Source organism: Hungatella sp. SB206 (genome assembly GCF_051132295.1).
GTDB lineage: Bacteria > Bacillota > Clostridia > Lachnospirales > Lachnospiraceae > Hungatella > Hungatella effluvii.
The window spans coordinates 6,668,764-6,685,423 of sequence record NZ_CP096603.1 but is presented as its reverse complement, the minus strand read 5'-3'; the positions used below and the strand labels follow the sequence as shown (position 1 = coordinate 6,685,423).

Below are 16,660 nucleotides of genomic sequence, written 5' to 3'. Positions count from 1 at the left end.
GAGTAGTCCAATGTCAAAACCGACTGCCAAGAAAATGAGCAAATCAGAACGGCGGGACAATATCAATGGATTTCTGTTTGCACTTCCATGGATTATTGGATTCGTATGTTTCAGCCTGATACCGCTGCTCACCTCGTTTTACTACAGCTTCACGTCCTTTAACCCGGTGAAGCCGCCGGAATGGATCGGCCTTGAGAACTTCAAGTATATTTTCCAGGACCCGCTGGTTTTCAAGAGCCTGAGAAATACTCTGTTCATGGCCTTTGTATCCACTCCCATCAACTTATTCATTGCAATGCTCCTTGCTTCCTTATTAAATAGTAAGTTTAAGGGCAGGGGTGTGGCGAGAACCATTTTCTTCATGCCTTCCATTATCCCGATGGTTGCGGCTACCATGGTATGGATCTGGATGTTCGACCCTACATACGGCTATATCAACCGTGTCCTGGAGATGGTCGGCATCAACGGGCCGTCCTGGCTGGTTAATCCGGCCTACACGAAGTGGGCGCTGGTATTAATGGGTACCTGGTGTACCGGTACGACCATGCTGATCTGCCTTGCGGCGCTTCAGGATGTGCCGAACAGCTATTATGAAGCTGCCGAGATTGACGGAGCCAATGCCTTTGACAAGTTTTTCCGGATTACGATGCCGTGTGTGGCGCCGGTTCTGGTTTATCAGGGGATTTTGAATATCATCAACTCGTTCCAGTATTTTACACAGGTATATGTTATTATTAATGCAAGCTCCGGCGGCGGCGCCAGCAATGCCAGCGGCGGGCCGGCCAACTCGATTTTAATGTATCCTCTGTATCTGTTTAATACGGCTTTCTCCTATATGAAGATGGGGCGGGCTTCTGCGATGGCATGGCTGTTGTTTGTCATTGTATTTGTACTGACGCTGGTAATGACCAGGATCACGAAGAAGGTATCCGAGAATGGCGTAGGGGGTGAATAAGAATGAAAAACAATAGTGCGTATTATAAAAAACGTTTAAAACCGATTCCGAAGTATGTACTTGTCATCGTGCTGAGTCTCGTCTTCTTTTCACCGTTTTTAATTATGGTGACGACGGCCCTTAAGACAAACGCGGACGCCTTTCAGCTGCCGGTCAGACTGTTCCCGAGAGAGATCATCTGGAACAATTTCCCGGAGGCCATGGCGAAGATTCCTTATGTCAGATATATGATGAATACCATTTTTATCACGCTGCTTTCCGTAGTGGGACAAATGATAGCTACCCCTCTGGTAGCCTACTCTCTTGCCAAGATCAAATGGAAAGGCGCTCCCATCATATCCGCTCTGATTATGGGAACGATGATGATCCCCTATACGGTAACCATGATCCCGTTATATAAAATCTGGTCCAGACTGGGCTTCACCAATACATATGTACCGCTGATTCTGCCGACATTCTTTGGCAGCCCGTTCTACATCATTATTATGAGACAGTTTTTTGCGGGTCTTCCCAACTCCTTAATGGAGGCGGCAAAGATTGACGGCGCAGGTGAATTTAAACGCTACATCGCCATTGCACTTCCGCTTTCAAGACCTGCGCTGACAACCGTCGGTATCTATGCGTTTATCAATGCCTGGTCCGATTACCTGGCGCCGCTTATTTATATCAACAAGACAGAAAAACTGACGCTGTCCTTAGGTCTTCAGGGTTTCCTAAACCAATACTCGGTTGACTGGACGCACCTTATGGCGGCGGCGACTATTTTCGTAATTCCGGTCGTAATCTTCTTCCTGTTCTTCCAGAGGAACTTCGTAGAAGGTATTGCAACGTCCGGTATCAAGGGCTAGTAGGAGCAGATTATGGAACATAGAATTACACTGAATGGCACCTGGAACTGGTGCGATATGGAATCGAAGGAATGGCATAAAGGAACTGTACCGGGAACTGTTTTGACCGATATGATGGATGGCGGTCTCATAGAAGATCCCTATTGGCGGACGAATGAGTATGAGACCAGGGAGCTTTCCCGCAGGGATTACCGATATGAAAGAGAGTTTGAAGTGCCGGAAAGCTTTTTCCGGGAAGAAGAACAGTGCCTTGTGTTCGAGGGACTTGATACGATCGCGGACATTTATTTGAACGACGAACTGCTCCTCGCGGTAAATGATATGCACCGCACCTGGAGAATTGATGTAAAGGGAAAGTTAAAGGCTGTAAATCGGCTGGCTGTTGCGTTCCATTCCCCCACCGCCTTTATCGAAAAGGCGGACCGGGAGGGCGATATCTTTTATGCGTCTACCGGCTGTATGAAAGGAAACGGAGCGCTCAGAAAGGCTCATTATATGTTCGGATGGGATTGGGGTCCTCAGCTTCCCGATGCCGGAATCTTCAGAAATGTCTATCTATCCGGCTTTTCAACCGCCCGTCTCGATGATGTGAGAATTCGCCAGGAACACGGAGCCGGCGGGGTGAAGCTGTCGGTTGAAAGCAGTGTAAGGAAGCTCAGCGAAAGTGACACGGCTGGAAGTGGTACGCTTGCATGTAAAATCACAGCACCGGACGGAACCGTGATATCCGTGGAAAAAGAGTTATGCATAAATGATACCATCGAAGCCCTGATCGAAGCCCCGCAGCTGTGGTGGCCGAACGGATACGGCGCGCAGCCGCTGTACGCGGTCCGTGTGGAGTTAAGGACGTCGGATTCTATTCTCGATGTGTGGGAGAGAACGATTGGTTTAAGGACCGTCACGGTCTGCACCGACGCGGATGAGTGGGGGAACCAGTTTGCCTTTGTGGTCAATGGCCAGAAGATATTTGCCATGGGTGCCAACTACATACCGGAAGACAATCTCCTCGGCCATTTGAGTGAGGAACGCAGTGAACGGCTGATCCGTGACTGCGCCAGGGCCAATTTTAACTGCATCCGGATCTGGGGAGGCGGTTACTATCCGGAGGACTACGTATATGACGCCTGTGACCGTTACGGAATTCTGGTCTGGCAGGACTTAATGTTCGCCTGCAATGTCTATAATTTAAACGATGAATTTGAAGCTAATATTCTGGCTGAGACGGCCGATAATGTGAAACGAATCCGCCACCATGCATGCCTTGGCTTATGGTGCGGCAACAACGAGATGGAATGGGGCTGGCGTGACTGGGGCCGTCTGGAGGGACACAGACCGAAATACAAGGTGGATTACACGAAGATTTTTGAAATGCTCCTGCCCCGTCTGGTAAAACAGGTGGATGGCCAGACGTATTACTGGCTTTCTTCTCCATCGTCAGGCGGTTCATTCGATGATCCCAATGATTTCAACCGGGGCGACAACCATTACTGGGAAGTGTGGCATTCAAACAAACCGTTTACGGAGTACCGGGATTTTTATTTCCGGTTCTGCTCGGAGTTTGGCTTCCAGTCATTCCCCGGAAAGAAGACGCTGGATAGTTTCAGCCTTCCGGAGGATCAGAACATCTTCAGTGAGGTCATGGAATCTCATCAGAAGAACGGCCTTGCAAATACCAAGATATTCTCCTATATTTCCGGCTATTATAAGTATCCGAAGGATATGGAGAGCATCGCTTATATTTCCCAGATTCTCCAGCTGAAGGCGATTCAGTACGGCGTGGAACACTGGAGAAGGAACTGGGGCCGGTGCATGGGTTCTATCTACTGGCAGCTTAATGACTGCTGGCCGGTGGCTTCCTGGGCCAGCATTGATTACTATGGCCGCTGGAAAGCGCTGCATTACGGAGCGAAACGGTTCTATGCCCGTTTCATGGCTACTGCCTGTGAGAAGGAAGAACTGAGTACAGAGATTGACTATTACATTCATAATGAATCCTTTGAGGAGAGGAAGGCCGTATTAAGGGTCCGCCTCATCGACCGGGATTTCCATACCCTGTATGAGACGGAAACGGAAATCACGGCGGCGGCCTTCGAAGTGAAGAACGTGCTTCCCATGGACTTCGCCCCCTTCCTGGCAGAGGCCGGGATGAAAAAGAGGGCGGTGGCGGAATACAGTCTGATCGAGGATGGCTGTGCAGTAAGCCGCGGAACCACGCTGTTTGTGAAGCCGAAATACTTTGATTTCAAGACTCCGGAGTACCGGATTTCCGTGACAGAGAAGGCGGATGTATTCTGTATTCACGCAGACGCTGATACGTATGTGAGTTATGCGGAACTAAGCCTGGATGGGTATGATGTGGTATTGGAAGACAATTTCTTCGACATAACATCGGAAGAAGGCGTGGATATAAATGTGGATAAAAAGGAATTCCCGAACCAGGTAACGGCGGAGGAAGTGGCGGCTGCACTTCACATCAGGAGTGTGGCAGACAGCTTTTAAAGGGAGGAAGAACGTATGCAGAAAGAATTACTGGATCAGTTGGAGACACCCTGCATTGTCATTGATATGGCCAGGACGGAGAAGAATGTGATCCGGATGCAGGCGGAAGCGGATGTGGCCGGATGCAGGCTGAGACCGCATATCAAGACGCACAAGATGCCGCTTTTTACCAGAATGCAGCTGGCTCACGGGGCCGCCGGCATCACCTGTGCGAAGGTCTCCGAGGCGGAGGTCATGGCAGATGGGGGAGCGGAGGACATTTTTATCGCTTACCCCATGGTTGGTGATTTCCGCATAAAAAGAGCCATCGCACTGGCCGGGCGTTTAAAACGCCTGATTCTGGCGGTGGACAGCATGGAATGCGCGGTGCCGCTTAATGAGGCGGCAAAGGCCGCCGGTATTACCCTGGAGGTCCGGCTGGAAGTGGACACCGGAGCGAAGAGGACCGGCGTCCAGAGAACAAAGGCCGCAGAACTGGCGAAGGAAGTCTATCAGCTTTCCAATTTGAATCTGACTGGTATTTATACCTTTAAGAGTCTGGTTTATCACGATGAGCCAACCGAGGATAAGGTCATCGCGGGAGCCGAGGAAGGCGATATGATGGAGGCTATAGCGGAAGAGATCAGGAAGGCTGGCGTTCCCATTGCCGAGATCAGCGCAGGCTCCACACCTACGGGCGTGGAGGTTGCGAAGACGGGAAAGGTGGATGAGATTCGCCCGGGCACCTATATTTTCAAGGATCACATGCTGTGCAAGGAGGGGGCTGCTGAGCCGGAAGACATTGCTGTCCGGATCTATGCCACAGTGGTCAGTACGCCATGCAGGGAGTATGCGGTGATCGACGGCGGCACGAAGACATTTCCCATGGATATTCTTCTCGATACGGCTCCCTACTATTACCCCGGATACGCACTGGTTGCCGGAAATGATGATCTTCAGCTTCGCCGTATGAATGAGGAACACGGAATTATCACCAGCAAAAAGGGAGACACCGGACTGAAGGTCGGCGACAAGGTGGAACTGATTCCGATTCACGTCTGCACCGCCATCAATATGCAGAATAAAGTTTATCTCTATGACGGGGAGGCGCTGCGTCAGGAAGTGGTGGCTGCGAGAGGGATGCTGGTATGAGAACACTGATAAAAAATGGACTGGTTTATGACGGAAGCGGCGGTACGCCTTTCCGGAAAGATGTGCTTATAAAGGATGGATTTATCGAGGCGGTGACAGAGAGCACGGAAGCGGCCGCAGCGGAAGTCATCGACGCGTCGGGGCTTGTCGTGACGCCGGGCTTTATCGATACCCACAGACACTGTGATATCGATGCCCTGTATAATCCTGAATTCGGCAGACTGGAGATGGCTCAGGGCCTTACGACGGTCATTGGAGGAAACTGTGGTCTGGCGCCGATTCCGGCACCAAAACAGTACCGCCGGGATATTTATGATTTTATCGAGCCGTGTCTCGGTATTGCGCCTGAGGAGATGGCCATCGAACGGTTTGGCGATTATCTGGAGGAACTGGGGAAACGGGAGCTTCCGCTTCATGTGGGCAGCTTGCTTGCGACAGGGACGTTGAAGGCGGCAATCAAGGGATATGGGAAAGGTCCGTTTACCAGACAGGAGATGGACCAGGCGAAAGCCTATATCCGTGAAGGGCTTGAGGCTGGGGCCGCGGGCCTTTCCATGGGCATTATGTACCAGCCGGAATGCTATTCCGCCCGAGCCGAGATGCAGGAGCTGATTAGCGCAGCCGCACCGTTCGGACGCCCTTTGTCCTGTCACATTCGAGGTGAGGGGGATAACCTGGTCTCTTCTGTGAAGGAGATTATCGAGGTCACAAAGGAAGCCGGGGTCCCCTTGAATATCAGCCATTTCAAGGCAACCGGAGTGAAAAACTGGGGCAAAGAGATCTATCAGGCGATCGAACTGATTGACGCGGCCAGAGCGGCCGGCCAGGATGTGACTGTGGATTTCTATCCCTACTGCGGCGGTTCCACCACGCTGATCAGCCTTCTGCCTCCTTCCGTGATGGAAGACAGCGTGGAGCTGACCTTAAAGAAGCTTAAGACAGAAAGCGGAAAGGAAGAACTGAGGCGGGAGATCTACCGGGAGCATACAGGCTGGGACAACATGGTGACCGCCATAGGCTGGGAGCGTATTCTTCTTAGCTCCGTTACGAAGGAGGCGAACCGCAGGTTCACAGGAAAGAATTTCCGGGAAGCCGCATTCCAGGCCGGATACGAAGAGCCGGCTGATTTCTGCAGCGACCTGCTGGCAGAGGAACAGGGAAAGGTGGGAATCATCGTTCTCTCCATGTCCCAGGAGGATGTGGATACGGTAGCCCGGCTTCCATACTCCATGGTAATTTCGGATTCCCTGTACGGCGTGAGCGACTGTCCGCATCCCAGACTTTACGGTTCCTTCCCGAAGATTATCAGGGAATACGTCAGAGAACGCGGCGTTCTGACAATGGAGGAAGCAGTTAAAAAAATGACGCTTCTGCCTGCGAAGAGGCTTTCCCTCGATGGCCGGGGTATGATAAAAGAAGGTTACCATGCGGATATTAACGTGTTTGACCCTGCAAAGGTAAGGGATTACGCGGTTTACGAAAATCCAAAACAGCTGTGCAGCGGATTTCAGATGATTATGGTAGATGGAACGGTTGCCGTTTCAGACGATAGGATATTGAAAAGAAACTGCGGCAGTGTTATAAAATTATAGTATAACGAAAAATCAGAAGAATGAGGGAATGAATCATGAGTGATGTATATGCAAAGTTAAAAGAATTAGGTCTGGAACTGCCGAAGGCACCTGCAAAAGGAGGCGTTTACTCATCCTCCAGAATGTTTGCAGGCAATCTCGTTTATATCTCCGGCTGCGGCCCGGTAATCGACGGTCAGGTGGCTGGCAAGGTTGGCAAGGAATTTACAAAGGAAGAGGCGTACGTATTCTCCAGGAATTCCATGTTAAATGTTCTGGCTGTTTTACAGGACCGCATCGGCGATTTAAACAAGGTAAAACAGGTTGTGAAGATCCTGGTTTATGTGGCAAGCGAGGATGATTTTTATGAGCAGCCATACGTTGCAAACGGAGGTTCCCAGCTTCTGGTGGATTTATTTGGCGAGGAAGCGGGAGCGCCTACCAGATCTGCAGTAGGCATGAACGTGCTGCCGGGGAATATTCCGGTGGAGACAGAGGCTATTTTCGAAATCGAAGAATAGGTAACAGGAATACGAGATGGAAGCGGTATATTTGGATGAGAGCAGGACAGATGAAGAGAGGGTACGGGATCTGGTGTCACAGATGACGCTGGAGGAAAAGGTATCGCAGCTTCGTTACGATGCCCCGGCGGTAAAACGTCTGGGGATTCCAAGCTATAACTGGTGGAACGAGGCGCTGCACGGAGTGGCCAGAGCCGGAGCGGCTACGGTATTTCCGCAGGCCATCGGATTAGCGGCAATGTTTGATGAGGCGCTTTTGCAGAAAATCGGTGATGTGACCGCTCTCGAGGGGCGGGCAAAATATAACGAGGCGGTGAAGAACGAGGACAGGGGACTCTATAAGGGAATCACCTTCTGGTCTCCCAATATCAATATTTTCCGTGATCCGAGATGGGGGCGGGGTCATGAGACGTACGGGGAGGACCCGTGCCTGACAGGACGCATGGGAACAGCCTACATTAAAGGGCTTCAGGGAAATGGAAAGAGGCTGAAGGCGGCTGCCTGTGTGAAGCATTTTGCCGCCCATTCGGGACCGGAAAAGGGACGTCATTCCTTTAACAGCGTGGTGAGTAAAAAGGATCTGGCGGAGACGTATTTTCCGGCGTTTGAGCGTTGCGTGAAGGAGGCCGGAGTCGAAGGAGTGATGGGAGGCTACAACCGTTTGAACGGCGAGGCGGCCTGCGGGAGCCATCATCTGATCACAGAGATTCTGAGGGAAAAATGGGGCTTTGACGGTTATTACGTTTCGGACTGCGGGGCGATCAAAGATTTCCATATGCATCACGGGCTGACGGACACACCCCAGGAATCGGCGGCTCTGGCGCTTAAGAGCGGCTGTGATTTAAACTGCGGCGCCGTCTATCTTCATGTGATGAGTGCCTGTAACCAGGGGCTGGTGTCTGAGGACGATATCGACAGAGCAGTCACCCACTTAATGATGACGAGGATGAGGCTGGGAATGTTTGACCAGCATACGGAATTCGATGAGATACCCTATGAGGTCAATGACTGTGCCGAACATCACAGTCTGGCCCTGAAAGCGGCGGAGGAATCCATGGTGCTTTTAAAGAATGACGGAATTCTCCCTCTCGATAAGGCGAAGCTTAAGACTGTGGCGGTAATCGGACCCAACAGCGACAGCGAAGAGATTCTGAAAGGTAATTATAACGGCACAGCAACGGAGAAATACACGCTTCTGGAGGGAATACGGGCCGTACTGGGGAAAGATACCAGGATTTTCTGCTCGGAAGGCGCCCATCTTTACCGCGACAATGTGGAAAATCTCGCTGAGGCAGATGACAGGATCAAAGAGGCTGTTTCCATGGCAATGCGGAGCGACGTGGTATTCTTATGTCTGGGCTTAAACGGCACACTGGAGGGGGAAGAAGGCGACGCCAACAACAGCTATGCCGGTGCGGACAAGGTGGATTTAAGTCTTCCTGAGTCCCAGAAGAGGCTCTTAAAGGCGGTCTGTGAGACGGGAACGCCGGTGATTCTGCTCCTGTCTACAGGCAGTGCCATGGCGATAAGCGATGCTGATGAACACTGCAGTGCGATTCTGCATGTATGGTATCCCGGACAGATGGGCGGTCTGGCGGCGGCAAGGCTGTTGATGGGAGAAGCAGTGCCTTCGGGCAGACTGCCGGTCACATTTTACCGGACAACGGAAGAACTGCCGGACTTCACAGACTACAGCATGAAGGGCAGGACATACCGCTACATGGAACATGAGGTGCTGTATCCGTTCGGATATGGTTTGAGCTACGGCGATTTTGAATACAGCAATTTGAAGGCAGAACAGATCGAAACGGGACAGGGGGAAGCCAGACATTTAATGCTCTCTGTGGAAATTACGAACCATTCGATGTTTGAATGCGACGAGGTGGCGGAGGTTTACGTCCGGATTACGGATTCGGAACTGGCGGCGCCTGGGGGATCCCTGGCGGACTTTAAGCGGATTCATTTAAAAGCCGGGGAGTCTGCGGCGGCCACGTTTATCCTTTCTGCCAAAGCATTTATGGTGGTAAATGAGGAGGGAGAGTTTGTATTTGACGGAAGTGCGGCGGTTGTCACCTGCGGAGGGAGCCAGCCGGACGGCCGCAGCGTAGAACTGACAGGAAAGACGCCTTTAAAACTGGAATTAAAGCTGGAGGACATAAGATGGTAGAGCAGTACCAGGCCATATTGTCAGCGGAGGCGGCAGAACTGAAAAAACGTCTGCCCGGGGGCAAGCTGGCGGACATGTTTGAACGGTGTTATTTAAATACAATCGATACAACTGTAAAAGAACTGGAAGATGGAAGCCTGTTTGTCATAACCGGCGATATTGAGGCCATGTGGCTGAGAGATTCGGCGGCGCAGGTGCATCACTACTTACCAGCCGCGGCCCGGCATGAGGAAATCTATGATCTGATCAGACGGGTTCTTCAGAAACAGGTCTATTATATGAATAAAGATCCTTATGCCAATGCATTTAACGTCACAGCCAACGGACGTCACTATGCGCCGGACCGGTCAGGCCAGACAGACTGGACCTGGGAACGAAAATACGAGGTGGATTCTCTCTGCTTTCCGATTGCACTGGCCTTTGAACTGTGGAAGACTACAGGGCGTACGGACCATCTGGATCATGCTTTTAAAAGCGCCTGTGAGAAGGTCACAGACCAGTGGGCCGCAGAACAGAACCATGAGGCAGAATCCCATTACCGGTTTGAACGGGATACGGATAAAGAGACAGAGACTTTAAAACGCTCCGGACTGGGAACACCGGTTGCCTATACAGGCATGACCTGGTCAGGATTCCGGCCCAGTGATGACGCCTGTACTTATGGATATCTGATCCCTTCCAACATGTATGCGGCTGTGGCTCTGGAACAGATGTCTGAAATTGCAGAGACGGTATGGCAGGATCATGCGCTGGCCGGCCGGGCAAAGCTTCTTAGCCAGGAGATTCGGGGCGGAATTGAGCGGTACGGAATCGTGGAGCACGGAAAATATGGGCGTGTCTACGCTTACGAGGCGGACGGATTGGGAAATACACTTTTAATGGATGACGCAGGAATCCCGGGGCTTTTGTCTATGCCGTATTTTGGATACTGTGATGCATCCGATCCGGTGTATCAGAATACCAGGAGATTGGCGCTCAGCAGTGAAAATCCGTACTATTTTGAAGGAACCAGACTCACCGGAATTGGAAGCCCCCACACGAAACCAGGCCACGTATGGCCGATGGCTCTGATTATTCAGGCTCTTACAACGGAAGGCAACGCAGAAATTGACCGCTTGATTACTATGCTGGTGGAGAATGATGCGGGCACGGGATATATTCATGAGAGCATTTATAAGGACGATGAGATGATTTATACGAGGCCCTGGTTTGCATGGGTGAATTCGCTGTTCAGTGAGATGCTGATGAAGAAGGTTATTAGATAAAAAGGGGATTTGAGACAGGCTTGCCTGTCTGGTTGACTGAAAGAAGTCTTCCGGGCGGACAAGCCTGTTTTTTGTTTCATAGGAAAGTGTGCGCTATGAAACAAAAACCCTCCGGGGGGATTCGCACTCCGCGCTAAGGAAGTATAGCCGCTAAAGCGCCCGCGCTCCGGCGCGAGAGTCTGCCATGGCAGACTCTTTATTCGCAATGAAATACAATTGGAAGTCATTTCCCTTACTGAATTTCAAACTCCACCGTCACCCGCGCTTCGACGCTTAACTGTCCCGGTTCGACGCTCATGGAGGCCGCGCCTGCAGCCATATCTTCAACGGCTGCATTCTTATAGGTGGAGTAGCGGGCGATCTGGTTGTCGTTATATTCTTCCACGTGGACGACCGGTCCCAGCGTGCAGCCGCCCGCTTCCGCAATGGCTTCAGCCTTGACTTTGGCAGAGGCGATGGCATTCTTAAGCGCCTGCTGGTACGTCTCGTCATACTTGCTGGAAAGGTAGGTGACCTGGCTGATGCTGTTAATTCCGGCTTCAACGCTGGAAGATATCAGGGTTCCTGCCTGATCGATCGGAATATCGGACACGGTAATGGTGGTATTCATCTCGTAGCCTGTGATCGTTCTTCCCGAATTCCAGTCGTAAATCGGGTCAAGCCCATAGTTGGAGGTCTGAATCGAAGTTTCCGCAATACCGGTACCCTTTAAAAAGCTGATTACATTGTCCAAATCTTTGCTGTTCTGTTCCTGGCATGCCTTCGCGTCTGCCGCCTGAGTGGTCACTGAGAAGACCAGCTCCGCCATGTCGGGGACGACCTTTACCTCCTCCGTACTCTGTACGGTGATTACATTATCTTTTACATTTTCAACTTTAATTGTGTCTGGAATGGGAGCGGTAGTGCTGCCCTGTGTGCAGGCCGTAAGGCCTATGGCCGAAACCGCGGCCAGAATAACTGCTGTCTGTGTGAAATGTTTTCTCATAATAAATCTCCTCCTTATTCTGTCGTACCTTCATTTTACACTAAATGCAAGAGTTTACTATTTCTTTTCTCTTAACATTACAGGTCGAATTCTTGAATTATTTCGTCGGTGTGGCACAACCGGATGAACTCCCTGGCAGACGGCGTTAAATACTTATGTTTGTGGTAAATAATAGAAAATTTACGGGAGAGTGAGATACCTTCCACCTTTTTTTCCAGGATAACACCGTTTCTGATGTCATCGGCGACCAGGAGATAGGGGAGAATGGAAATGCCAAGCCCCTCGGCCACTGCCTTGACAATGGCCTGCGTGCTGACGCTCTCCCAGACGGCATTCAAATGAATCTGAAAGCCGGTTAAGAGACTCTCCAATATCTCACGTCCCCCGCTTCCCGGTTCTCTTAAGATAAAATTGTGCTGCTCCAGTTCCGCCAATGGAACCGCGTCTCTCGATGCAAGAGGATGGGCTTTGCCGCAGATCAGGCAGAGACGGCCGTTCATGAAGGGGTCCCTTACAATTTGAGGAGATTCCGGAATTCCTTCGATCAGTGCAAAATCGATCCTGTTGTTTAAAATACAGTCCTCAATATAAGAAGAGTTATGAACCGATACATTTACATTCATCTCCGGGTGTGTGGTCGTAAACTTCTTTACGAGGCCGGGGAGAAGGAAGTTGCCAATGGTGATGCTGGAACCAATGCGTAGCGTACCCATGTGTTCCCAGTTACGGATCCCCAGCTCCATCTCATCGAACAGGGAGACGATGTGGAGCGCGTAATCGTAGAACATCCTTCCCTGTTCTGTGACATAGAGCCTTCTGGAGATACGGTCAAACAGGCGGATTCCGTAGTAATCCTCCAACTCCCGGATAGCCAGGCTGACGGATGGCTGGGCCAGATGGAGTTCTTCAGAAGCCCTGGTAATTCCATTGTTCTGGTAGACTGATACAAAGATTTTCATATGGCGGAGCGTCATAAAAATACCTCCTTTCGATCGGGTAAATTTGCGATACATAAGAAATATGTTATATATTTGATATAATAATACTATTTTACTTATTAATCAAGTGGAAATATACTGTTGGTAAGAGGAGGGAAGCAAAATATGAAACGAGAAAAAGGAATTTTATTAAAGCTGTTTCTATCCATGATATCGCTTGGAACTTTTACTTTTGGAGGCGGCTACGTGATCGTGACTCTGATGAAAAAGAAATTTGCCGATGAATATCACTGGATTGACGAAAAGGAAATGCTGGATCTGATTGCTATTGCACAGTCCGCACCCGGAGCCATCGCGGTCAACGGTTCCATCGTAGTAGGCTATAAGCTGGCAGGCATACCAGGGATGCTGGTGTCCATACTGGGAACGATTCTTCCGCCGTTCGTGATCCTGTCCCTGGTCTCGATGTTTTATATTGCATTCCGCGATAACATCTGGGTCCATTCCATGCTGACGGGAATGCAGGCAGGCGTCGCGGCAGTCATTATCGCCGTGGTAATCGAGATGGGACATGGAATTCTGGTGGAAAAAAACAGGGTGTCCGTACTTATTATGGCAGCGGCATTTATTCTTACGTTTTTCCTGAACATCAATGTGGTATACGTGGTAATCGGCTGTATCGTATTTGGAGCGGTCAGAACCTGGAGAGCGATGAAGAAGGGGGAGGTACAATGAGTTACATTCAGTTGTTTTTAAGCTTTTTGCAGATTGGAGCATTCAGCTTTGGCGGAGGTTACGCGGCAATGCCGCTGATTCAGAATCAGGTGGTTACGCTGCACCACTGGCTGACGGCGGGGGAATTTAATGATCTGGTTACAATCTCCCAGATGACACCGGGACCGATTGCAGTTAATTCTGCTACCTTTGTGGGGCTTCGTATTGCCGGGCTTCCGGGAGCGGTTATAGCAACCGCCGGGTGCATTCTGCCGTCCTGTATTCTGGTGTCGGCTCTGGCATACGTCTATACGAAGTATAAGAAACTCACGATGCTTCAGGGGATTCTGAATACCTTAAGGCCGGCTGTAGTGGCAATGATTGCGACTGCAGGAATGAGCATCATCATCACCTCTTTCTGGGGGGAGGCCGGATTTTCTCTTCCGGCGGTTATATCCGGACTGAAGGTGGACGCGGTACTGATCTTTGCGGCGGCACTGTTTGTGCTTCGCCGGTTTGATATCAATCCCATTTATGTCATGGTACTGGCAGGTGTCTGCCAGACCGTTATTACAGCGGCAGGAGGTATGATAGGATGAAAATCAGGATTAAAGAATGTGTGGGAAATTCCAGAATTTACGGAGAAGATGGAAGTATGGCAGGAACCATAGAGGGATGGCCCAAGAACGGCCCTGCCCGTGAAATATGTGGAACAGACGGCAATGTCCTTTACCGTGTAAGAAAGGAAAAGGGCGGCTGTCTCATAGAAAACAGGACAAAGCCGCAGATGAAACAGGAAGTTCCAATCTCTTATCAATATGAGGAGAGGAGGGAGAACAGCGGAAGCGGTAAGGGATATGGAGCGGCGGTCCTGTTTCGTGCACCGCTGGCCGTGAAGGCGGTGATTCCCCTGACGGCAGGTGATGTGATGGTACGGCAGAACCGGAAACGGGAAATAGTTCTGGAAGATCAGAACGGACGGATCGGGCGCATTACCCAGATCGCCTCCTTGACAGGACATGAGGTGGAATGGGAGAAAACACTTGATGTATACGAAGCGGCTGTGGTGTTTGCGGTGGCGGAATATATGTATCATGATGATGATATTGACATGGTGTAGAATCAGGATACGTGAAGCTCCTCCAAAGAGGCACAACTCTTAGGGGGAGCTTTTGCTCCCTGTGAAGTAAAACAACTCTTAACTTCAAGCTTTTTCTCAACATCTCCATAATCATACAATTCGACGCTTTTACCAACAATCTCCTCTGCGTTTTTAAATAAAAGGAATAATAATTGTGACATATGCATAAAATTATAAAATAATATTGTGGTATAGTGACAAAAATAGAAAGGGAATTAAAAAAACTCTTGCATCTCCTCGTACACTGTGCTATAGTGAAAACAAGGTTATTGGAAACGTTACCGATACCGTTACCGAGAAGGTTCCCGGTAACAGTTCCAAACGTAACGCAACACATAATATGGTAAGTACCTGCGGCAGAGAACGCAGATACGGAAGGAGGATATATATTATGAAACTAAGAAAACTGGCAGCACTTTCACTGGCAGCCGCTATGGCGGCTGGAACACTGGCTGGATGCTCTTCCAAACCGGCGGAGACAAAACCGGCAGAGACCACAGCGGCTCCGGCTGGCGAGACCACCGAGGCGGCAAAGGCGGAGGACACTACTGCAGCACCATCCGATGCGAAGGGACAGATCTATTACTTAAACTTTAAGCCTGAGGTTGCGGATGTATGGGTAGAGCTGGCTGAGAAGTACACGGCTGAGACCGGAGTACCGATGAAGGTTCAGACAGCAGCAGCCGGAACGTATGAGCAGACATTAAAATCCGAAGTAGCAAAGAAAGAACCGCCGACACTGTTCCAGATCAATGGACCGATCGGATATAAATCATGGGCTAAGTACTGCCGTGATTTAAAGGATTCGGATATTTACAGCCATCTGGTTGATAAGAGCATGGCAGTGACAGACGGCGACGGCGTATACGGTATCCCGTATGTAGTAGAAGGCTACGGCATTATTTATAACGATGCGGTTATGCAGAAGTATTTCGCACTGGACGGTGCAAAAGCAAAATCCATGGACGAAATCAAGAATTTTGATACATTGAAGGCAGTTGCCGAGGATATGCAGGCAAGAAAGGCTGATCTGGGCATTGAAGGTGTATTCGCTTCCACATCCTTCGCACCTGGTGAAGACTGGAGATGGCAGACCCACCTTGCAAACCTTCCGATTTATTACGAATACAAAGATGACAATGTAAGCGATAAAGATGCGATCGACTTCAAGTATTCCGATAATTTCAAGAACATTTTCGACTTATATTTAAATAATTCCTGCACAGATCCGAAGATGGTAGGTGCCAAGACCGTAGAGGACTCCATGGCTGAGTTCGCACTGGGCAAGGCTGCCATGGTTCAGAACGGTAACTGGGGATGGAGCCAGGTAGCAGGCGTAGAAGGTAATACCGTGAAGGAAGAAGATGTTAAGTTCCTTCCGATCTATACAGGCGTAGCAGGCGAAGAGAAACAGGGCTTATGTATTGGTACAGAGAACTTCTTCTCCATCAACAGCCAGGCCAAGGAAGAAGATCAGCAGGCATCTCTTGACTTCTTAGCATGGCTCTTCAGCTCTGATACAGGAAAAGACTATGTGACAAATAAGTTAGGCTTTATCGCTCCGTTTGATACTTTCGCAGCAGACGAGAAGCCAACCGACCCGCTGGCAAAAGAAGTTGACAGATACATGAGCAATACCGATTTATATTCCGTATCCTGGAACTTCACATCATTCCCGAGCCAGACCTTTAAGGATAACTTTGGCGCATCCCTGTTACAGTACGCTCAGGGCGGAAAAGAATGGCAGGCCGTTGTGGACGACATGAAGGCCGACTGGGCTAATGAAAAAGCGATGACCAAATAAGACTAAGGCAACAGACATGAGATGGGTGAGCGTAAGGGAACTTCCTCACCCATTTCTTTACTTATCACGGTGACTCGTGCGCGAAGCGTCCGGGTGATCGTCAATAGCTAAGAATCAGTAT

Annotated in this window: 14 protein-coding genes; 12 read left to right on the top strand and 2 right to left on the bottom strand. The window is 50.1% G+C overall.

The window, feature by feature from the left end:
* Nucleotides 1–10: 10 nt before the first annotated feature.
* The 8 genes from M1L66_RS29775 to M1L66_RS29740 are packed head-to-tail and all read left to right on the top strand — an operon-like array spanning nt 11 to nt 10,957.
* Entirely contained in the window at nt 11–955 is a 945-nt protein-coding gene (locus M1L66_RS29775) for a carbohydrate ABC transporter permease (RefSeq protein ID WP_187020290.1), read from the top strand.
* Between the two features lie 2 nt (nt 956–957).
* On the top strand, nt 958–1,803 hold the full coding sequence (locus tag M1L66_RS29770) for a carbohydrate ABC transporter permease (protein WP_187020288.1): 846 nt from the start codon (nt 958–960) through the stop codon (nt 1,801–1,803).
* A 12-nt stretch (nt 1,804–1,815) separates the two neighbouring features.
* The gene (locus M1L66_RS29765; protein WP_434689226.1) at nt 1,816–4,302 is read left to right on the top strand and encodes a beta-mannosidase; all 2,487 of its coding nucleotides are present in this window, start codon (nt 1,816–1,818) and stop codon (nt 4,300–4,302) included.
* 15 nt (nt 4,303–4,317) lie between these two features.
* Nucleotides 4,318–5,433, top strand: coding sequence for an alanine racemase (locus tag M1L66_RS29760; RefSeq protein WP_434689224.1), 1,116 nt, complete (start codon nt 4,318–4,320; stop codon nt 5,431–5,433).
* Nucleotides 5,430–7,025: an N-acyl-D-amino-acid deacylase family protein gene (locus M1L66_RS29755; RefSeq protein WP_434689223.1), complete on the top strand. Its 1,596-nt coding sequence runs from the start codon at nt 5,430–5,432 to the stop codon at nt 7,023–7,025. Before M1L66_RS29760 ends, M1L66_RS29755 begins: the two co-directional genes overlap by 4 nt.
* Nucleotides 7,026–7,060: 35 nt before the next feature.
* Entirely contained in the window at nt 7,061–7,525 is a 465-nt protein-coding gene (locus tag M1L66_RS29750) for a RidA family protein (protein ID WP_187020281.1), read from the top strand.
* A 16-nt stretch (nt 7,526–7,541) separates the two neighbouring features.
* Nucleotides 7,542–9,692, top strand: coding sequence for a glycoside hydrolase family 3 C-terminal domain-containing protein (locus tag M1L66_RS29745; RefSeq protein ID WP_434689220.1), 2,151 nt, complete (start codon nt 7,542–7,544; stop codon nt 9,690–9,692).
* Nucleotides 9,686–10,957: a glycoside hydrolase family 125 protein gene (locus tag M1L66_RS29740; protein ID WP_434689219.1), complete on the top strand. Its 1,272-nt coding sequence runs from the start codon at nt 9,686–9,688 to the stop codon at nt 10,955–10,957. The genes M1L66_RS29745 and M1L66_RS29740 overlap by 7 nt, the downstream gene beginning before the upstream one ends.
* 232 nt (nt 10,958–11,189) lie before the next feature.
* Here M1L66_RS29740 and M1L66_RS29735 read toward each other — a convergent pair whose 3' ends face one another.
* Entirely contained in the window at nt 11,190–11,942 is a 753-nt protein-coding gene (locus M1L66_RS29735) for an SIMPL domain-containing protein (protein WP_434689217.1), read from the bottom strand.
* 77 nt (nt 11,943–12,019) lie between these two features.
* Entirely contained in the window at nt 12,020–12,916 is an 897-nt protein-coding gene (locus M1L66_RS29730; RefSeq protein WP_434689215.1) for a LysR family transcriptional regulator, read from the bottom strand.
* A 129-nt stretch (nt 12,917–13,045) separates the two neighbouring features.
* Between M1L66_RS29730 and M1L66_RS29725 the strand changes: the two genes are divergently transcribed.
* From M1L66_RS29725 to M1L66_RS29710, 4 genes are all read left to right on the top strand, one after another.
* On the top strand, nt 13,046–13,615 hold the full coding sequence (locus M1L66_RS29725) for a chromate transporter (protein ID WP_187020268.1): 570 nt from the start codon (nt 13,046–13,048) through the stop codon (nt 13,613–13,615).
* A complete protein-coding gene (locus M1L66_RS29720; RefSeq protein WP_002604847.1) occupies nt 13,612–14,193 on the top strand; it encodes a chromate transporter in 582 nt (193 codons plus the stop codon). Before M1L66_RS29725 ends, M1L66_RS29720 begins: the two co-directional genes overlap by 4 nt.
* Nucleotides 14,190–14,714 carry a hypothetical protein gene (locus M1L66_RS29715; protein WP_434689213.1) on the top strand — a complete coding sequence of 175 codons (525 nt, stop codon included), beginning with the start codon at nt 14,190–14,192 and terminating at the stop codon, nt 14,712–14,714. Before M1L66_RS29720 ends, M1L66_RS29715 begins: the two co-directional genes overlap by 4 nt.
* Before the next feature lie 412 nt (nt 14,715–15,126).
* Nucleotides 15,127–16,539 carry an ABC transporter substrate-binding protein gene (locus M1L66_RS29710; RefSeq protein WP_187020263.1) on the top strand — a complete coding sequence of 471 codons (1,413 nt, stop codon included), beginning with the start codon at nt 15,127–15,129 and terminating at the stop codon, nt 16,537–16,539.
* The last annotated feature ends 121 nt before the right edge of the window (nt 16,540–16,660 follow it).